The 18,584-nt window shown below is 64.7% G+C and carries 16 protein-coding genes; 12 read left to right on the top strand and 4 right to left on the bottom strand.

All coding sequences use genetic code 11. The features are described 5' to 3' along the window. Positions 1-2: 2 nt before the first annotated feature. Both ACIQT2_RS02895 and ACIQT2_RS02890 read left to right on the top strand, forming a co-directional pair. Complete coding sequence (locus tag ACIQT2_RS02895; RefSeq protein ID WP_402943416.1) at positions 3-1,301, top strand: alpha/beta hydrolase; 1,299 nt, start codon at positions 3-5, stop codon at positions 1,299-1,301. After that, positions 1,283-3,799, top strand: a complete 2,517-nt coding sequence (locus ACIQT2_RS02890) for a bifunctional lysylphosphatidylglycerol flippase/synthetase MprF (protein ID WP_402943413.1) — start codon at positions 1,283-1,285, stop codon at positions 3,797-3,799. Before ACIQT2_RS02895 ends, ACIQT2_RS02890 begins: the two co-directional genes overlap by 19 nt. Before the next feature lie 176 nt (positions 3,800-3,975). On the opposite strand, the gene ACIQT2_RS02885 is transcribed toward ACIQT2_RS02890, so the two are convergent. From ACIQT2_RS02885 to nucS, 3 genes are all read right to left on the bottom strand, one after another. Next, a complete protein-coding gene (locus ACIQT2_RS02885) occupies positions 3,976-4,179 on the bottom strand; it encodes a cold-shock protein (protein WP_018776337.1) in 204 nt (67 codons plus the stop codon). A gap of 276 nt (positions 4,180-4,455) precedes the next feature. Beyond that, entirely contained in the window at positions 4,456-5,703 is a 1,248-nt protein-coding gene (locus ACIQT2_RS02880) for an N-acetylglucosamine-6-phosphate deacetylase (RefSeq protein WP_402943410.1), read from the bottom strand. Between the two features lie 44 nt (positions 5,704-5,747). After that, positions 5,748-6,443 (bottom strand): endonuclease NucS, encoded by a 696-nt coding sequence (gene nucS, locus ACIQT2_RS02875; protein WP_400330231.1) that lies wholly within the window; start codon positions 6,441-6,443, stop codon positions 5,748-5,750. 49 nt (positions 6,444-6,492) lie between these two features. Between nucS and ACIQT2_RS02870 the strand changes: the two genes are divergently transcribed. Both ACIQT2_RS02870 and ACIQT2_RS02865 read left to right on the top strand, forming a co-directional pair. Further along, complete coding sequence (locus ACIQT2_RS02870) at positions 6,493-6,825, top strand: ATP/GTP-binding protein (RefSeq protein ID WP_402943407.1); 333 nt, start codon at positions 6,493-6,495, stop codon at positions 6,823-6,825. 19 nt (positions 6,826-6,844) lie between these two features. Then, positions 6,845-7,639, top strand: coding sequence for an alpha/beta hydrolase (locus ACIQT2_RS02865; RefSeq protein ID WP_402943404.1), 795 nt, complete (start codon positions 6,845-6,847; stop codon positions 7,637-7,639). 72 nt (positions 7,640-7,711) lie between these two features. On the opposite strand, the gene ACIQT2_RS02860 is transcribed toward ACIQT2_RS02865, so the two are convergent. Then, positions 7,712-9,004, bottom strand: a complete 1,293-nt coding sequence (locus tag ACIQT2_RS02860) for an AI-2E family transporter (RefSeq protein WP_402943402.1) — start codon at positions 9,002-9,004, stop codon at positions 7,712-7,714. Between the two features lie 224 nt (positions 9,005-9,228). Here ACIQT2_RS02860 and ACIQT2_RS02855 point away from each other — a divergent pair, with 224 nt between their 5' ends. From ACIQT2_RS02855 to ACIQT2_RS02820, 8 genes are all read left to right on the top strand, one after another. Then, entirely contained in the window at positions 9,229-10,983 is a 1,755-nt protein-coding gene (locus ACIQT2_RS02855; RefSeq protein ID WP_402943399.1) for a hypothetical protein, read from the top strand. 38 nt (positions 10,984-11,021) lie between these two features. Then, on the top strand, positions 11,022-12,008 hold the full coding sequence (locus ACIQT2_RS02850; protein WP_400330241.1) for a co-chaperone YbbN: 987 nt from the start codon (positions 11,022-11,024) through the stop codon (positions 12,006-12,008). Continuing rightward, positions 12,008-13,108 (top strand): NADH:flavin oxidoreductase/NADH oxidase, encoded by a 1,101-nt coding sequence (locus ACIQT2_RS02845; RefSeq protein ID WP_400330243.1) that lies wholly within the window; start codon positions 12,008-12,010, stop codon positions 13,106-13,108. The genes ACIQT2_RS02850 and ACIQT2_RS02845 overlap by 1 nt, the downstream gene beginning before the upstream one ends. A 41-nt stretch (positions 13,109-13,149) precedes the next feature. Beyond that, positions 13,150-14,001 carry an ABC transporter ATP-binding protein gene (locus ACIQT2_RS02840; RefSeq protein WP_402943395.1) on the top strand — a complete coding sequence of 284 codons (852 nt, stop codon included), beginning with the start codon at positions 13,150-13,152 and terminating at the stop codon, positions 13,999-14,001. After that, positions 13,983-15,554, top strand: coding sequence for a transporter (locus tag ACIQT2_RS02835; RefSeq protein ID WP_402943392.1), 1,572 nt, complete (start codon positions 13,983-13,985; stop codon positions 15,552-15,554). Before ACIQT2_RS02840 ends, ACIQT2_RS02835 begins: the two co-directional genes overlap by 19 nt. Positions 15,555-15,636: 82 nt before the next feature. Next, positions 15,637-16,419, top strand: a complete 783-nt coding sequence (nagB, locus tag ACIQT2_RS02830) for a glucosamine-6-phosphate deaminase (RefSeq protein ID WP_402943768.1) — start codon at positions 15,637-15,639, stop codon at positions 16,417-16,419. Positions 16,420-16,427: 8 nt separating this feature from the next. Next, positions 16,428-16,766: a DUF3039 domain-containing protein gene (locus ACIQT2_RS02825; protein ID WP_387435896.1), complete on the top strand. Its 339-nt coding sequence runs from the start codon at positions 16,428-16,430 to the stop codon at positions 16,764-16,766. Positions 16,767-16,792: 26 nt separating this feature from the next. After that, positions 16,793-18,565, top strand: coding sequence for a DEAD/DEAH box helicase (locus ACIQT2_RS02820; RefSeq protein WP_397322431.1), 1,773 nt, complete (start codon positions 16,793-16,795; stop codon positions 18,563-18,565). Positions 18,566-18,584: the final 19 nt, after the last annotated feature.

Raw genomic sequence — 18,584 nt, 5'->3', positions numbered from 1 at the left:
TCATGGATTTCCTGTCCGACGTCAGCCTCGTTGACGGGCCGTTCTTCTGGTTCTCCCTTGTCTGTGGAGTGGTTGGCGCATCCTGGTTGCTTTGGCGACGCAGGCGCTGGTGGCCGTTGGTGGTGGTTGCTTCCATTGCGTTGGCTGCCGGCGTGGTGGCATTGACGCACTGGCTGCTCATCGACGTGATGGCCACGTTCTCTGAGAACCTGCCTTTCGAGACGTTGGTGTGGTCCACCGCTGCGGTGGCTGCACTTCTTCTTTGCGTTGCCCGGTTTCCCCGCGCTGCCTGGAAGGGCCGCTCCGCGAGCATCGCCGCAATGCTGGGTGTTGTCCTGCTGTCCGTGGTCCAGGTCAACTCCTACTTTGGCCTCAACAACACCGTGGCCGACCTCCTGGGCACGGCCGTAGCGCGTATCCAGCCGTTGGAAGCAGGACTGCAACGTGCTCCGGACAGTAAGCCCGGCCCGTCGCCGTCCGCCTGGAAGGCGCCCGAAACCATGCCCCGCGGCGGTACGCTGCGCCGGGCGGACATTCCCGGTACTGTTTCCGGCTTTACCGCGCGGGAAGCGTATGTCTATCTCCCGCCGGCGTACCTCACCGAAAACCGCCCCAGCCTTCCCGTGCTCATCCTGTTCTCGGGTCAACCCGGCGGTCCTGCCGATTGGCTCACGGGCGGGCAGCTCCGCTCGCAGCTGGACAAATTCGCCGAAGCACATGACGGTATTGCACCCGTCACCGTGGTGGTAGATCCCAACGGCTCGGCCAATGCAAACACCATGTGCATGGACAGCAGGATCGCTCCCGCGGACGCCTATCTCTCCCAGGATGTCCCCACGTGGATCAGCAAGACCCTGGCTGTCTCCACAGACCACCGGCAATGGGCCGTTGGAGGGTTTTCCTTTGGGGGAACGTGCGCGGTCCAGATGGGGACCACCCACCCGGAGCTGTTCCCTTCCGTGATTGGGTTCTCGGCCGAGCAGGAGCCTGCCCTCGCCAAGGACAGGAACAAGACGATCGCTGACTCGTTCGACGGCGACGTAGCGGCTTTCGAGTCAAGGACCCCTTTGGTCCTGATGCACCAGAGGCAGTATCCGGGCAGTGGCATGTACTTGACGGCCGGGGCTACGGACAATGAGTTCATCGCTTACATGCACACTTTGGCAGACGCTGCCCGGTCTGCGGGTTTCACGGTTGAGGACCACGTCATAGACCACTCCGGACACTCGTGGGACTCGGTGGTTCGCGGCATGCCCGGCGCCCTGGACTTCTTGTCGGCCAGATGGGGGTTGCCGCAGTGAGTCTCGCCCTGAAGGGTTTCATCCAGCCGGCCATGCGGCAGGCGGGGCGGCATTTGCGGGCTACGCCCTTGACGCTGGCCGTCGTCGGAGTGTTCGTCCTTGTCTCAATCGTTTCCGGAAGCATCGTCGCCGGTCCGCCCGAGTCCTGGCTGCCCGTTGCTGGTGTGACGCTGCGCGGACTGCGTGCCGGCGAATGGTGGTCCATCTGGACGTCCCTCTTTTTCACCACCAACGTGCCTGCCTTTGTCGTCGTTGTGCTGATGATCCTTTTCCTCCTGGGCCTGGCGGAGCGGCATTTCGGGTTCCTGAAAACGTCCCTGGTACTTATCGCCTGCCAGTTCGCGTGCGTCACGGCCTTCTTCCTGGTGACCCAAATAGCGCGGTATGCGGACGATGGCTGGATCTCCCGCATGGTGGACACCCGGCTCATCGGTCCCTACGGCGCCTTGCTGGCCACGGCCCTGGCTGCCAGCGCCAAGCTGCCAACGCTTTGGCAGCGGAGGTTCCGCACGGTGGCGTTGTCCATCACCTTGCTGCTGGTGCTTTTTGTTGGACACCCTGAGACGCTCATGGGCTTGTTGGGCGCCCTGATCGGGTTGGCGGCGGCGTGGTGGATGCAAAGCAACCAGGGACATCTCCACTTGCACAGGTCTACGGGCCGCGAGGTGCGGAACCTCCTGTCGCTGACCATGGCCATCTTTGCCGTAGGCCCCATCCTTACTGCCGTAGCCAAGAGCCCATCGGGGCCGCTTGCCTTGCTTCGCGATGTGATCCTCAACCCCCTGCCTACGCTCAGCCAGTTGGAGGGGAACTGCGGAGGGACTATCGATGTGGCGTGCCTGGAACTGGGCCGGCAGGGCTACACGGGGCCCTTCGGCCTGGCACTGGCCGTGGTTCCCGTGGTGCTGTTGCTCATCTGCGTTGACGGGATGCGCCGTGGACGCCGGCTGGCCCTGGGCATCGCTATCGGCGTCCAGGTTGTGGTGGTGGCCTTGTCCACGCTCTATCTCGGCCTGTTCGCAGGCATGCCGCAACTGCCGGGCCGTCCGCGGGTGGGCATGATGAACTCGGCTGTGGCGCACCTGATCCCACTGGTCATGGTTCCTCTGATACTGGCGATCCTCCTCTTCGCGTACCGGGGGCATTTCCGGGTTGAGTCTTCGACGCGGATGCGTCGCAGGGTTTTCTGGTTTGTCGGCCTCAGCGGTGTCGCCCTCGCGCTGGCTTACACCATTGTGTGGCTGGCCTCCGGTGGCATGGCGCGCGACGGCGGCCTGCTGGGTTTGGGTACCGAACTCGCCCGCCAATACCTGCCGGTTCCTTTGCCCGGCGTTTACCGCAAGGTATTCGCCGAGCGCGATGCCCTCGAAGTGTTCCTTTTCTCCTACTCCGGCACCGCCTTTTGGCTGGTGGCCCTCATCGGCGTCTGGGTGCTGCTGGTCCGCGGACACCACGCCGGTGGCCTTGACCACCAGTCCCGGGAACATGCCCGTTCGCTGGTAAAAGCCGGCGGCGACTCCTTGTCCTGGATGGCGTTGTGGGAACCCAACAAGTACTGGTTCACTTCGCAGGGGACCGGGGGAGTGGCCTACCAACAGCATGGCCACGTTGCGCTGACGTTGGCCGGACCCATTGGTGCGGCGGAGGGGCACCGGGCCACTGCCCTGGGTTTCCTGCAGCACTGTTCGCGCAACGCCCTGATCCCCTGCCTGTATTCGTGTACGGACGAGTTGTGGCCGGAGCTGCAGGCAAGGGGTTTCCGGAGGGTTGCCGTTGCGCAGGAAACCCGGCTCAGGATCCGTGGCCTGGAATTCCGTGGCAAGGAGTGGCAGAACGTCCGGACTGCCCTCAACAGGGCCAACAAGATGGGCATTACCGCCGTGTGGGGTGCCTTCGGAGAACTGCCGCACTCCTTGCGGGCAAAGGTGGGTGAGGTTTCCGAGGAATGGGCAGCGCAGAAACGCGTCCCCGAAATGGGTTTCACCTTGGGCGGCATGGATGAGCTTGAGGACCCGGATGTCCTGTGCTGCGTTGCAGTCGACGAAGCCGGCACGGTCTACGGTGTCACCAGTTGGTTGCCGGTCTACGACAACGGCACAGTTGTCAGTTGGACCCTGGACTTCATGAGGCGCAGTGGTGACGCATTCCCAGGAGTGATGGAGTTCCTGATCGCCTCGGCCGTGCTGCATCTGCGCGAGTCAGTGGAAATGATCTCGTTGTCCGGTTCACCGCTGGCCAGGGACAAGGATGAGCCGGACCAAAGGCCGGAGGGCCTGGCAGGAATTCTGGACCTCGTGGGGCAGGCCTTGGAACCGGTTTATGGCTTCCGTTCCCTGGCCTCCTTTAAATCGCGCTTCCAGCCCGACTACAGAACGCTGTACATGTATTACCAGGATCCCCTGCACCTTCCGGCAATGGGCCGGGCCTTGAGCCGCGCTTACCTCCCTGGTTTATCGGTCAGGCATTCCGCCCGGTTGTTGCGTACCTTGGTTGGTTGAATTGTCAACGCTCCATTCGGGGAGTCTTTTCGCAATTCTTCACCGTTAGTAACAGGGTTGTCAGAAATATCAGACATTTCCGTCCGCAATGAATGGCGCTTAAACAGCTTGGCCCCGGCTAAATGCCGGGGCCAAGCTGTTGGTGAATCTGCCAAGGGCAGGTTCAACGGATCAAACTAGACGACGGTGACGCCGGTAGCCTGGGGACCCTTGGCGCCCTGGCCGATCTCGAACTGAACGCGTTGGTTCTCATCGAGGGTCTTGAAGCCGCCGGTCTGGATCTCCGAGTAGTGAACGAAGACGTCGCCATCCGAGTCGTCCGGGGTGATGAAGCCGAAGCCCTTTTCAGCGTTGAACCACTTGACGGTTCCGAGTGCCATGTATTTCTCCTCAATATGGAACATCAGTCCGATACACCGCGTACCGGCTTTGTTACTCCGCGAGAAGATCCGGATTCCCTCCGGGCTGGCCCGGTTGGTTTCGCAGGAGCCTCACGCTCGCAACTCGTCTTGCGAGCATGAAAACCACCTACACAAAGACTGCTACAACACTTTCATGCGCGGTGCCGGAGGTCAACGGTCTTTTTGGTAATTCGGGAAAATTTTCGGTTAAAAGCCGGTTACGACGCCCAAAGGAATTCCACTTGGACCTTAGGCCTATGACAACCATTCACCATTTCGCATGACGCCTGTGAGTCCCAGTTCCTGGTCCGCGGTCACGACGTCCGCCCGAAGACCCCGGCGCAACCCTCCAACTTCATCCGAGAGGCCCAGGACGCCGGCCGGAACCGCCGTGGCCGAACAAATGGCGTCGGGAAGGTCGACGCCGGCCGAGACAGTCTTGCGGACCACGTCCAGCAGGGTGGCGGTGCCGCCGGCGATGGAACCGGTGGCATCAAGGGTGGCTACGCCCTTGCTGACGGTTACCGGGGAGGGGCCCAGCATGTAGTGGCCGTCGGAGAGTCCGGCGGCCGCCATGGAATCGGTGACCAAAACGATGTTGTTTGCCCCCACAAGCTGGAAGACCGTGGCCACGGTGCTCGGATCGAGGTGGGTATCGTCGGCGATCAGCTCCACCACAGCCTTGCCGGCCTGGGCGGTCCGCAAACAGGCGGCCACCGGCCCGGGCGCACGGTGGTGCAGGGGAGGCATCCCATTGAAAAGGTGCGTCACGGTCGGGAGCGAGCTGACGCCGTCGAACCCTGCCGACTCCAGCCCCTCACGTGCGGCGGCCAACGACGCTGCCGCCGTGGCGTCGTCGCAATCCGTGTGCCCCAAGGAGGGAGTTACCCCGTGGGACGTCATCAAATCCACCAGGGCGGCAGCACCCGGAAGCTCGGGTGCGTACGTCATGGTGGCAAGCTTGCCTTCCGCAGCCGCAACGAGCTCGTCCATGAGGTCCAGGTCAGGTTCCAGCAAGTAGTCAGGGTTTTGTGCGCCACACCGTGCGTGGGAGAGGAACGGGCCTTCCAGGTGGATTCCTGCGACCAGGCCTTCGTCGGCCAGCTTCACGTACAGTTCGATGCCGCGAAGCAAATCCTCCCGTGGTGCCGTGACCATGCTGGCCAGCAAAGTGGTGGTACCGGATCGGTGCAGGAAGTCCACGGCCTTGCGGGCCGAAGATTCCTCCCCGCCGGGGAAATCGCCGCCGTTGCCGCCGTGGCAGTGCACGTCCACCAGGCCGGGGAGGATGTAGTGGCCGGCCGGGACGCCATGCCGGATGGCGCTCTGGAAACCGGGAAAGTCTTCGGGGACGAAGGCCGAGGCCTGCCCGGCGTAGGCGATCCGGTCACCCTCAATGGCCAGCAGACCGTCTTCCACCACCGTTCCGTCGGTGACGAGCGTTCCCAGGAGGATCTGGTGGCTGGGCGCGGAAGGACGGACAGAAGAGTCTGCGGCAGTCATGGTTCTGATTCTAGTGGCCTGCCGCACACGCCCCGGGTACGGGGTCAGAAGAGTCGTGACTCGCTGTCATCCACGCCCCGCATTGCGTCATAATCCAGGGTCACGCAGTCGATGCCGCGGTCATTGGCCAGTACCTTGGCCTGCGGCTTGATCTGCTGCGCTGCGAAAATCCCCCGGACCGGTGCCAGGAGGGGATCGCGGTTGAGGAGTTCCAGATACCGCGTCAGTTGCTCCACGCCATCGATGTCGCCCCGCCGCTTGAGCTCAACGGCAACGGTTGCCCCGTTGGCATCCCGGGCGAGGATGTCCACGGGCCCGATCGCCGTGAAGTATTCGCGGCGGATGAGGGAGTAGCCGGTTCCCAGGGTCTCGATCTGTTCGGCGAGCAGCCGCTGCAGATCGGCCTCCACACCGTCCTTGATCAGTCCCGGATCGATGCCGAGCTCGTGGGACGTGTCATGGAGTTGCTCGTAGATGTTGATGATGAGACGGTCGTCCGTCTTGGCGGACTGGACCGTCCATTGCTCCACGACGCCCTCTTCCACGTCTGTCTCCTCGGGAGAGGTGACACGCAGCGTGGCCGGCGGACTCATCCAGTTCAGGGGCTTGTAGGAGCCACCGTCCGAATGCACCAGCACCGAGCCGTCCGCTTTGACCAGGAGGAGCCGTGTGGCGAGCGGGAGGTGGGCCTTGAGGCGGCCAACATAATCAACAGAACAACGGGCTATGACGAGTCGCACCCGCCCAACATTACCGCGTGGAGACCTGGGGCTGGGGCAGAATGGACTCATGCCCCGCTCCAACCGTCCCCGCAGAAACGCGTCCGCAGCGAGTTCCAACAAGTGGGCCGAGGCGGTCCCGGAGCTGGACCTGGAACGGTCCCGTGCCGGAATCGCCCGTCGGGAGAGCGCCCCGGACGGGGACTGGATGGTCCGCACCATGACCGCCCGGAAAGCGGAGAAGCAGTACATTTGCCCGGGGTGTTCCACGGCCATCATGCCTGGCATCGCCCACTTGGTGGTGTGGTCTGACAGCCACCTTTTCGGCGAGGCCGCGGGGCTGGCCGAACGCCGCCACTGGCACACCAACTGCTGGACATCGCGGACGTACCGTTACCGCTGAGTCGCTTAGGCTTGAAGGCATGACTTTCGATCCCGCCACGCTCGTTTTTGTGCCCCAGGACGCTCCGTCGGAGATCCGGGCCTCCACTGTGTTGCCTGCCCGTCGCGAAAACGTGGAGTTCACCACGGAGGACGGCAAGGTGCTGGTGGGCGAGTTGGCCCTTCCGGAGTCCGGTGATGTGGCGGCGACGCTCATCATGCTCCACCCACTGCCCACCCACGGCGGATTCATGGATTCACACGTCTACCGCAAGGCTTCCTACCGGCTGCCGGCGCTGGCCGGGGTGGCAGTGCTGCGATTCAATACCCGCGGGACTGAGTCGCCGCGCGGAACCAGCGAGGGCAGGTTCGAGGAAGGCATCGGCGAGCGTTACGACGTCGAGGCAGCAGTCCGGTTCGCCGTGGACCGCGGCTTGCCCAACCGGTGGCTGGTGGGCTGGTCCTTCGGCACCGAACTGGCGCTCATGTACGGGGCCGTTGAACCCGTTGTCTCGCAAGTGGAGGGAGCGGTCCTCCTCTCGCCGCCGCTGCACCGTGCCACCGACGTGCACCTGAAGGAGTGGGCTGCCTCCGGCAAACCGTTGACCGTGCTCGTCCCCGAGCACGACGACTACCTTCAGCCGGCCGAGGCAGCCGCCCGCTTCAGCCTGGTCCCGCAGGCCCGGCTGGTGGGGGTGGATGGCGCCAAGCACTTGTGGGTTGGCGAAAAATACGCCGCGCGGGTCCTGGATGAAATCGTCGACGACGTCACGGAAGCGGGAGCCGGCGTGGACGGCCTGCCGCGCGTCTGGGCGGGGCCGGTCGCCAACGGCTAGTCCGGTCGCCAACGGCTAGTCCGGTCGCCAATGGCTTGGCCGGCCGCCAGCGGCTAGTCCGGCCGCCAACGGCTAGTGCCGGTCCTGGCGGACGATAAACACTTCCTTGATCAGCAGCATGATGGCCGCTGCCGTGGGAATGGCGATGAGTGCTCCGAGGACACCCAGAAGGCTGCCGCCCGCGATCACGGAAATTACCGCCACCGCGCCCGGTACGGCCACTGCCCTCTGCATGATGCGCGGCGAAATGAAGTACGCCTCGAACTGCAGGTAGGCGAAGTAGGCGATCGCGTAGATGAGGGCTGTCTGCCAGCCTGCGGTGAGGGCCACCAGGATCACGACGATGGCTGCGATCATGCCACCCACCAGGGGGATGAAGGCGAGCAGGGCCACCACGAAGGCGAGCAGGACGCTGAACGGCACGCCCAGGATGGTCATGACGATGAAGGCGAAGACCGCGTTCAGGAGTGCAACGCAGGCCTGGCCGATCACGTAATTGCCTACCGAATCCGTAATGGCCTCGGAGAGTGCCTCGACGCGGGGCCGGCGCGAACGCGGCGCCAAGCGGTAAGCCCATTTCTTCATGGAGGGCAGGGCCGCCAGGAAGTAAAGGCTGAGTACCAGCACGATCAGTGTGCCGAACAGTCCGTTGGCCACCGAGGAGCCGAAGCCAACCACTCCGCCGAAGATGCCTCCGACGGCCTCGGAGTTCTGCCCGAACTTGTCCAGCTCCTGGGTAATCCGGTCCCGGAGGCCGAACTGGCTGTCCACGTTCCGGAAGAAATCGGAATTGAGGAAGTCCCGGATCCAGTCAGGAGCTTGCCGCACGATGTCCGTGACCTGGTTGACGATGGTGGGGATCAGCGTGGCGAAGAAGCCCGCCACGGCCAGGACCAGGACGGATACCGAAATCAGGATGCCCGCCGGTCGGGGGATTTTCCGGGACTCAAGCCAACGAACCACGGGGTCCAGGCCGAGGGCGATGAACAGTGCGGTCAGGATCCACAGCAGGAGCTGGCTGGTATTGCTGGCGATGTAGAACACCAGCAGGGCGACCCCCACTCCGGCGGTGCCCATGAAACCAACGTACAGAGGGTGCTGCGAAGACATTCTGGGGCCCGGTGATCCGAAGTCGTGGTCCTCGTCACCGGAGGCGCTCTTGACGGCCACGTCCGACTCGTCCTCAGGCGGCATTTCGAAGCGGACGCGCGTCCTGGCGCCGGGAATGGGTTGCCGAAGGCGCCTGGCCACAGCTGCGAGCCGCCCGGTGCGTACCGGAACCGTCACGGAGGTCCCGTCGGACGGGGCATCCACCGCGGGCGAGCCGGACTCGTCGTTGGTGCTGGGTTCCAAGTGGTCTTTCACGCGGTTTTGCTGCCTTCTGGTTGTTCTCGCACTGTCTCTACCGGGATGTGACACTCTGGATACAGGTGGTTTTCGCCCCCAATAGCATGATCATCGCCACACTATCAGCACCCCGTCATGGCCCTTTGGCGGCACCACGGCGGGGTTTCAGGCGTGTCATGGCCGGTCGGCCGATCTGACTCTTTGATAACAAAACGGTTACCCTTGAAGTTCAACGACCGCTGATGATAGGTGATCCTGTGCGTTTGAAGACTGCAGCCTTGCTGGTGCTGCTGGGCCTGCTGACGATGCTGGCCGGCATTGGCCAGCTGACTTTCTGGGCCCCCGCCGAGACCGTGACGGCCTCGGTGCCCAGCGACACTAAAGCTGCCCCGTTGACGGTGATCGACCAGAAGTTGATCGCCCTCCACGAGGGGCCGGTGAAGATCAAGATCCAGGGCGAAGGCAACTTCGTCGTCGCCACGGGACGCCCGGACGACGTCGACGCCTGGGTAGGCAAGACTGCCCACAATACCCTCACCGGCGTTTCCCAGGACCAGAAGGCGCTGGAGGTTTCCACCACTGACGGTGAGGCAACCGCGCCGAGTCCGGCCGGTTCCGACCTCTGGGTCAACACCGAAGACGGCAGCGGCGAGCTGGACTACACGTGGAACCCGCCCGCCAGTGGCGAGTGGTCCCTGCTGGTAGCCAGCGACGGAACCAAGCCGGCGCCGTCGTCGATCTCCATGACGTTCCCCAACAGCGCAACCACGCCGTGGGCCATTCCGCTCATTGTGCTGGGCATCATCATCATCCTGGTTGGCGCAGCCCTGCCGTTCGTCGCCAAGGCACTCGGCAACCGCCGCAAGGACGGCGGCGATGAGGGTCCGAAGGGTGGCGGAGAAACCTCTGCCCTGCCTGTGCAGCCGTCCGCCGGCGACGCCGGTCGACGCGCCCCCGGCGCCGAGGGTTCAACCTTGCGTATCTCCGCCATCGCCGCAGCCTTGGTTGCCGCGTTGGTTGGTGGCACCGCGGTCGCGGCCCAGGCCAGCCCGGCGCCGGAGTCCAACAGCGGCAACCCGAGCCCGTCCGAGTCCGCGGAGAAGGGCGGAACGCCGGTACTCCTCGAGTCCCAGCTGCAGCGTGTCCTGGAGCAGGTAGCCAGCACCGTGGATGCCGCAGACGCGGCCAAGGACGCCGCGAAGCTCGCGCCGCGCGTGGACAAGATGGAACTGCAGGTCCGTACCGCCAACTACAAGATCCGGACTGCCGTCTCTGCTTACGATGCCCGGATGCCGGTGCGAGCCACCAAGCTGCAAAGCAGCGTGATCAGCACCAAGCGTGACTGGCCGCGCACGGTGTTCGCCCTGACCCAGGGTGACGGCAACGTGGTCCCGCAGGTCCTGACGCTGGTCCAGCTCTCGCCGCGTGAGAACTACAAGCTGTGGGGCACCGCTCCGCTGCAGCCGGGCACCAACTTCCCGTCCTTCCCGGTTCCCCGTGACGGCACGGCCCCCGTGGCCGCGGACGACAAGAACGGCTTGGCCTACAGTGGCAACGAAGCGTTGAGCATCCTCGGCGAAATGCTCACCACACCGGATTCCCCGAACCGCAGCAAGCTCGCCGATGGCCAGTCCTCGCCTTACATCGCCGGCGCCCTGGCCTACCAGGCGGACACCGTCAAGAACGGCACCAGCGCCAACTTCAAGTTTGCGCACACCCCGGTGACCAACCAGACCGTGGTGCTGCACACTGCCGACGGTGGTGCGCTGGTGGTTGGCCGCCTCGATTTCGCCTTCGAGGGAACGCCCAAGGCCTCCGGTGACAAGCTGATCCTTGAAGACGATTCGGCTGTGTTTGCCGGTGGCAAGGAAACCACCACGGGCATGTCGCTCAACTTTGCCGAATCCGTGGCGGTCTACATCCCGCCGGCAGGTTCCTCTGATCCCATGAAGCTCGTGGCCGCTACCCGCGGACTGGTCGGCGCCAGCTTCAAGTAGGGCGTGGCCCTGGCAGGGCAGCGGCTAGAGTGGACGGTATGAGTTCGCCCGGATACCGACCCACTCCAGCCGCTGCCAGCCAGCTCAACCTTCGCGGCGCCGTCGACCTCTCGTCGTTGCGCCGCCCTCCGGCTCCGCCGCAGTCGCCACCGGCCGCGCCGGCTGGTGATCCGGCAGCCTCCGGTAGCCCGGAAGCGGGCAGCCCTTCGCTGCGCGTGGATGCTACGGAAAGCAACTTCCAGGACCTCGTCCAATTGTCGGCGCAGATTCCGGTCCTTTTCCTTCTCTGGTCCCGCTATGCAGCCGAGTCTCCGGGCGTCCTTGATGCTGCACAGCGGGTTGTTGAGGGCTTCGGTGGCCGCCTCGTCCTGGCCGCCGCCGACGTCGACTCGTTCCCGCAACTGGCCCAGGCCTTCCAGGTCCAGGCCGTGCCCACGGCCGTCGCCGTGGTCAAGGGCCAACCAGTGCCCCTCTTCCAAGGCCCTGCCGACGACGCGCAGATCCGCAGCCTCGTGGAGGAACTCCTCCAGGTGGCCGCTGCCAACGGAGTGACCGGAAGCATCGGCGACGCTCCGCAGGACGGCGACGCCGAACCGGCCCCGCTGCCCCCGCTTCACCAGGCAGCGATTGACGCCATCGAGTCCGGTGACTACGCCGCGGCCGCGGCCGCGTACAAGCAAGCCCTCCTGGAGCAGCCGGCTGACGCCGATGCCAAGGCAGGATTGGCGCAGGTGGAACTGATGGCCCGGCTGGAAAAACTTTCCGCACCGGAGGCCGACAGCCTGCGGCAGTTGGCTGCGCAGGAACCGGACAATGTGGAGGCCCAGCTCGGCGTGGCTGACTTGGATGTCTCCGGAGGGCACATCGAAGACGGCTTCAACCGCATCATTTCCTTCATTGGACGGAACTTCGGCCCGGAACGGGAAGCGGCCCGGGTGCGGCTCCTTGAATTGTTCGAGGTAGTGGGCACGTCCGACGAGCGTGTTGCCAAGGCCCGTCAGGGGCTCGCGAGGGTCCTCTTCTAGTGCCGTCAGCGCTGTTCAGCCCGCTTCAGCTGCGTTCGCTGACCATTCCGCACAGGGGCTGGGTGTCGCCGATGTGCCAATACAGCTGCCTCCCGGAGACCGGCGAGGGCGTGCCCAACGACTGGCATCTGATGCACCTGGGATCCTTCGCCGCCGGTGGTGCAGCCCTCATCATGACCGAGGCAGCCGCTGTTAATGCCGCCGGACGGATCAGCCCGCGGGACGCCGGCATGTATTCGGAGGCGCAGGCAGCCGGTTGGGAGCGCATGGTGGATTTTGTCCACCGCCATGGTGCGGTGGACTGCAGGATCGGTGCGCAGCTGGCCCACGCCGGACGCAAGGCATCCACCTACTGGCCGTTCTCCGGGCAGTCGGGTTCAGTTCCGGAGTCCGACGGCGGATGGCAGACCGTGGGGCCCAGCACGTCACCCTTTGACGGTTATGCCTCCCCGGTGGCCATGTCCGAAACGGAGATCCTCGCGGTGATCCAGGACTTCGCGGCGGCTGCAGGACGGGCTGTTGCGGCAGGCTTTGACGTCGTGGAGATCCACGGCGCCCACGGCTATCTGTTGCACCAGTTCCAAAGCCCGTTGATTAACACCCGCACGGACAATTGGGGCGGTGATGAAGCCGGACGCAACCGCCTCATGCTGGAAGTCGTGGATGCAGTGCGCAACGCCATTCCGGATTCCATGCCGCTGCTGCTGCGCATTTCCGCTTCCGACTGGGCGGACGGGGGAGTGGACGTTGAGGCATCGGTAAGGCTCGCGCGCGCTGCGGCGGAGCGGGGCGTGGACCTGGTGGACGTCTCGAGCGGCGGTGCCGTGGCCCACCAGGCGATCCAGGCGGCGCCTGGCTACCAGGCCGGTTTCGCCGAGCGGGTCAAGCACGACGCCGGTGTCCCCACCGGAGCTGTCGGCCTCCTGACCAGCCCGGCCCAGGCCGAGGACATTGTGGCCAATGGCCGTGCCGATGCCGTGTTCATGGCTCGGGCAGCCCTGCGCGATCCGCACTGGTGGCTCCGGGCGGCGTACGAACTGGGCCACGATATTCCCTGGGTCCCGCAGTACGAGCGGGCCGTGCCACGCCACGGCTTCTAGGGACCGCCGCGGGCGTGCCCCGGCAACGCTAGGCTGTTGCCATGACGGAACCAGACCATCAGGCCAACCCCCAGTCATCCCACCTGCCCCAGGTGCCTGTTCCGCCGGCACAACCACCGGAACCAGCGAACGGCCAGGCCATCCCGGCTTTGGCCATCCGGGGACTCGCCAAGCGTTTTGGTGAGAAAATCGCCGTCGACGGCGTGAGCCTGGATGTGCCGGCCGGTTCGTTCTACGGAATGGTTGGCCCGAACGGCGCCGGCAAGACCACCACGCTGTCCATGGCGACAGGTTTGCTGAGGCCGGACTTCGGAACCGCCACCGTGCACGGCGTGGACGTGTGGGCCCGTCCCCTCGAAGCAAAGAAACTGATGGGCGTGCTGCCCGATGGCGTTCGCTTGTTCGACAGGCTTACCGGAGAGCAACTGGTCACGTATGCCGGACTGCTCCGTGGGATGGACCGCGACGTGGTCCTGTCCCGGGTCTCGGAGTTGCTGGAGGCTTTCGACCTCCAGGCTGACGCGGGCTCGTTGGTAGTCGACTACTCAGCCGGCATGACCAAGAAGATTGCCCTGGCATCAGCGCTGATCCACGCGCCGCGCCTCCTGGTGCTGGACGAGCCGTTCGAGTCTGTGGATCCTGTTTCCGCGGCAAATATCCGGGGGATCCTCGAGGGCTACGTTTCTTCCGGGGGAACGGTGATTGTCTCCAGCCATGTCATGGACCTGGTACAACGCATGTGCAGCCACGTGGCCGTTGTGGCGGGCGGACGCGTCCTGGCTGCCGGTTCCGTGGATGAGGTCCGGGCGGGATCCACGCTCGAAGAGCGCTTTGTGCAGTTGGTGGGCGGCGGCCACCGGACAGAGGGGCTCGAATGGTTGCGCACCTTCTAAGGTTGAAGTGGCGACTGCTCCTCAACGGCTTCAAACGCAGTCCGTGGCAGTTGGTGGGCATTGGCCTGGGGCTGCTTTATGCACTCGGCATGCTCACCATGCTGGTGGGTGGGTTGGTGGCGCTCCGCTGGGCCGACCCCGGAATCGCGCATACGGTGGTGGTGCTGGGCGGGGCGGCAACCATCATCGGATGGGGGGTCATACCCCTGGTTGCCTCGGCGGGGGACATGACGCTCGATCCTGCGCGGTTCACGACGTTCGCGATCCCGCCCCGGCAACTCTTGGCCGGCCTGGCACTGGCCGGCTTCATCGGGATTCCGGGATTGGCAACCTTGCTGGCCGCCTTGGGAACGGTTGGCACGTGGTGGCGGAGTGTTCCCACGGCGACCGGTGCCTTGGTGGGGGCAGTCCTTGGTGCCATGACCTGTGTGGTGTTGTCCAAGGTTGTGACCACCGCGACGGCGGGCCTGGCTTCCTCGCGTCGATTCAAGGACGTCAGCAGCATCGTGGTGTTTGTCCCCTTGGTACTCCTGGGGCCGATCATGGTGGGCATCGTTGACGGCATCCGGGGCAGCGCCGACTATCTTCCGGTACTGGCCCGGACAGTTTCCTGGACCCCTCTTGGAGCTGCGTGGTCGCTCGGCGGCGAACTGGACGCGGGCAATCCGGGCGCTGCCGGCCTCAAGGCCCTCATCGCCGTGGCCACGATCGGCTTCCTCCTGTGGTGCTGGCACGTCCTGTTGCAGCGCGCCCTGGTGACGCCCGCGTACTCGGGCGGTCCAACCCGGAAGGGCGGCAAGCTGGGCTTGTTCGGTGTGCTGCCCGGAACTCCGGCCGGAGCCGTTGCCGCCAGGGCATTGATCTACTGGCTGAAGGATCCCCGGTACGCGGGCTCCTTGGTGATCATTCCGCTCATGCCGGTGATCCTCTTCTTCGCCGGCAACCAAAACGGCGGCCAGGGGTTGCTGATGATCCTTGGCCCACTGACCGCGTTCATGATGGCTTGGTCGATCTCGGCTGACGTCTCCTATGACAACACAGCCTTCGCCCTTCATCTCGCCTCCGGTGTCCGCGGCGTGGACGATCGCTTGGGCCGCGCGATGGCTTGCCTGGCGATTTCCTTGCCCGTGGTGTTGGTGTTCACTGCCGGCCCACTCTTCATCACGGGGGACTGGGCGTGGCTGCCGAACCTGCTGGGCCTCTCGCTGGGAACGTTGTTCACGGGGCTGGGTCTGTCCTCCGTCATTTCCGCCCGCTACAACATTGCCGTTCCGTTGCCTGGGGACAGCCCGTTCAAGAAACCGCCAGGAAACGTTGCCCAGACGCTCGCTGTCCAGGCCGTGGGCATGGGACTCCTGGCGCTCCTGCTCCTGCCCGAACTGGCCCTGGTGGTTGTGCAAATGGTCAGCGGCGGACCTGAAGCAGGCTGGATCAACCTCGTGGTGGGTCCATTGCTCGGTGCCGTGCTCCTGGTGGTGGGTGTTCGCCTGGGCGGAAAGTGGCTGGACGCCCGTGGCCCCGAGCTGTTCGCCCAGCTGAGCGTGAATAAATAACGACGTAACACCCACACCTGGTTGTGGGACATGGGATATCCTCGACTTAAACAAGCACCATCATCGTAGAAAGGCCGTGACAATGGAAGTTGTCATCCTCCCGGGCACCAAGCAGATCGGCGCCCTGGCTGCCGACGCCATCGAGGCGCTCGTCCGGCGCAAACCGAATGCCGTACTTGGATTGGCTACGGGGTCCTCGCCCTTGCCGATCTACGACGAACTGGCACGTCGCTACGAGGCAGGTGGACTGGACTTCAGCGAAGCGCACGGCTTTGCCTTGGACGAGTACGTTGGCTTGGCAGCGGACCATCCGGAGTCGTACCGCGAGGTGATCCGGCGGGAATTCACCAACAGGGTCAACATCAAGCCGGAAAATGTCCATGGTCCGGACGGGGCTGCGGCGGACCTGGAAGCCGCATGCCAGGCCTACGAGGACGCGATCAGGGGCGTCGGCGGCGTGGACCTCCAGATCCTGGGCGTGGGCACCGACGGGCACATCGGCTTCAATGAGCCTGGATCCTCGCTGGCTTCGCGCACGCGCATCAAGACGTTGATCGAGCAGACGCGCAAGGACAACGCCAGGTTCTTTGACAGCATCGACGACGTTCCCCACCACGTGGTGACGCAGGGCCTGGGCACCATCATGGACGCCAAGCACGTGATCCTGGTGGCCACAGGTGCGCAGAAGGCCCAGGCGGTCCGGGATTTCGTGGAAGGACCCGTGGCCGCCATCTGTGCGGCATCGGTGCTCCAGATGCACCCGCATGCCACCATCCTGGTGGACGAAGCGGCCGCTTCCTCACTGAAGTTGGCCGACTATTACCGCCACACGTACGACAACAAGCCGGAGTGGCAAGGCCTCTAGACGGTAGGATGGATGCCATGACTACGCTTCCTCCGGATCCATTCGAAAACGACCCCATGCGCGAGCTTTCCGGAGCCGGAACGTCCACGGCCACCATTGAGCGCGAGGAAACGCGCCAGGAAGTGGAGCCCGGCGACCGCGAGCGGTTTGCGCACTATGTCCGCAAGGAAAAGATCATGGAATCGGCAATGACCGGCGAGCCCGTCATTGCTTTGTGCGGAAAAGTCTGGACCCCGGGAAGGGATCCGCAGAAGTTCCCGGTTTGCCCGGAATGCAAGGAGATCTACGATGGCCTCCGTCCGGGGAACGACGGCGGGAACGGCGACGGCCCGGGCAACTCCAAGTAGTGAGTGGGAAGACTGCACAGGCCCACATGACGGAAACACTTTTTGGTGGCCCCTCCCTGCCTCCGGCGTACCCGGAGCGGGCGGCCTGGGGAACTGCTCCCAAGCTCCGTGCCTGGCAGCAGGAGGCCCTTGACCTCTACATGAGCCGTGGTCCCAAGGACTTCCTGGCGGTAGCCACCCCGGGAGCCGGAAAGACCACTTTTGCCCTCCGGATCGCCACCACCCTCCTGGACAGCGGCGTGGTCAACAGGGTCACCATCGTTGCGCCCACGGACCACTTGAAGCGCCAGTGGGCGGACGCCGCGGCGCGCGTGGGCATCGCGATCGACCCCAACTTCAAGAACTCCGACGGACAGCACGGCCGCGGCTTCGTCGGCGTCGCGGTGACGTATGCCCAAGTAGCGAGCAAGCCGATGCTGCACCGCGCCAAGACGGAAGCGGCCCGGACTTTGGTGATCCTTGATGAGATCCACCACGGTGGCGAGGCGCTGTCCTGGGGTGATGGCCTTCGCGAGGCCTTCGACCCGGCAGCGCGCCGCTTGTCACTCACGGGTACCCCGTTCCGCTCGGACACCTCGCCGATTCCGTTCGTCGAGTACGCCGAGGACCGGGACGGCATCCGACGCTCCAAAGCCGACTACACGTACGGCTACGGCAACGCGCTCCGAGACCACGTGGTGCGGCCGGTGCTCTTCATGGCCTATTCGGGCCAGATGCGCTGGCGGACCAGCGCAGGCGATGAGATGGCGGCTTCCCTGGGGGAAGCCGCAGTCACGAAGGACATCACGTCCCAGGCATGGCGGACGGCGCTCAATCCGGCCGGCGAATGGATTCCGGCGGTCCTGGCGGCCGCGGACAAGCGCCTGAGCGAAGTGCGTCGCACTGTCCCGGATGCCGGCGCGCTGGTTATCGCAACCGACCACGAGGACGCCCGGGCCTACGCCGGCCAGCTGAAGAAGATCACCGGGGAATCGCCCACGGTGATCCTCTCGGACGACTCGAAGGCTTCCAGCAAGATCGAGGAATTCTCGGCCGGGGATAAGCGCTGGATGGTGGCTGTCCGCATGGTTTCCGAAGGTGTGGACGTCCCCCGGCTCTCTGTGGGTGTGTACGCAACATCGACGTCCACTCCGTTGTTCTTCGCCCAGGCCGTGGGGCGCTTTGTGCGTGCCCGCAAAAGGGGAGAGACGGCGTCGGTCTTCCTGCCGTCGGTTCCACCGCTCATGGGCCTGGCAAACACCATGGAAGCCGAACGCGACCACGCCCTGGACCGCCCCGAGAAGGACGACGACGGGCTGTTCAGCCCCGAAGAGAACCTCATGGCCGAGGCGAACCGCGAGGACAAAGCCTCGGACGAGCTCACCAAAGGCAAGTTCGAAGCCTTGGATTCCCAGGCTTCCTTTGACCGCGTCCTGTTCGACGGCGGCGAGTTCGGCACGGGAGCCGACATCGGTTCCGATGACGAGCTCGACTTCCTGGGTATTCCGGGTTTGCTGGACGCCGAACAGGTGGGAACGCTGCTGCGGCAACGGCAGCATGAACAGCAGTCCCGCAAGAAGCGCCAGGCTCCCGCCGCGGAGTCGGCTCCGGCCATTCCGGACCACCGCATGCTGATGGACCTGCGCAACGAGCTGGCCAAGAATGTCTCGGCCTGGTCTGCGCGGACGGGGACACCACACGGAGTGGTGCATACCAAGCTCCGTGAAGTGTGTGGCGGCCCGGCCGTGGCGCAGGCTAACGAAGAGCAGCTCCAAGCGCGCTTGCGCAAGCTTCAGGATTGGTTCATCGGCCGCAAGTGACCGGTGGCAAACGAAGGGC

It is taken from the genome of Paenarthrobacter sp. NPDC090522 (genome assembly GCF_044769225.1).
In the GTDB taxonomy this organism is placed as follows: Bacteria; Actinomycetota; Actinomycetes; order Actinomycetales; family Micrococcaceae; genus Arthrobacter.
This window is presented reverse-complemented; position numbering and strand designations above follow the sequence as displayed.

Coding starts and splice junctions, on each gene's coding strand:
- ACIQT2_RS02820 (WP_397322431.1), top strand. CDS start 16,793: ATGACGGAAACACTTTTTGGTGGCCCCTCCCTGCCTCCGGCGTACCCG.
- ACIQT2_RS02850 (WP_400330241.1), top strand. CDS start 11,022: ATGAGTTCGCCCGGATACCGACCCACTCCAGCCGCTGCCAGCCAGCTC.
- ACIQT2_RS02870 (WP_402943407.1), top strand. CDS start 6,493: ATGCCCCGCTCCAACCGTCCCCGCAGAAACGCGTCCGCAGCGAGTTCC.
- ACIQT2_RS02885 (WP_018776337.1), bottom strand. CDS start 4,179: ATGGCACTCGGAACCGTCAAGTGGTTCAACGCTGAAAAGGGCTTCGGC.
- ACIQT2_RS02855 (WP_402943399.1), top strand. CDS start 9,229: ATGATAGGTGATCCTGTGCGTTTGAAGACTGCAGCCTTGCTGGTGCTG.
- ACIQT2_RS02865 (WP_402943404.1), top strand. CDS start 6,845: ATGACTTTCGATCCCGCCACGCTCGTTTTTGTGCCCCAGGACGCTCCG.
- ACIQT2_RS02890 (WP_402943413.1), top strand. CDS start 1,283: ATGGGGGTTGCCGCAGTGAGTCTCGCCCTGAAGGGTTTCATCCAGCCG.
- nagB (WP_402943768.1), top strand. CDS start 15,637: ATGGAAGTTGTCATCCTCCCGGGCACCAAGCAGATCGGCGCCCTGGCT.
- ACIQT2_RS02835 (WP_402943392.1), top strand. CDS start 13,983: ATGGTTGCGCACCTTCTAAGGTTGAAGTGGCGACTGCTCCTCAACGGC.
- ACIQT2_RS02880 (WP_402943410.1), bottom strand. CDS start 5,703: ATGACTGCCGCAGACTCTTCTGTCCGTCCTTCCGCGCCCAGCCACCAG.
- ACIQT2_RS02840 (WP_402943395.1), top strand. CDS start 13,150: ATGACGGAACCAGACCATCAGGCCAACCCCCAGTCATCCCACCTGCCC.
- ACIQT2_RS02825 (WP_387435896.1), top strand. CDS start 16,428: ATGGATGCCATGACTACGCTTCCTCCGGATCCATTCGAAAACGACCCC.
- ACIQT2_RS02895 (WP_402943416.1), top strand. CDS start 3: ATGGATTTCCTGTCCGACGTCAGCCTCGTTGACGGGCCGTTCTTCTGG.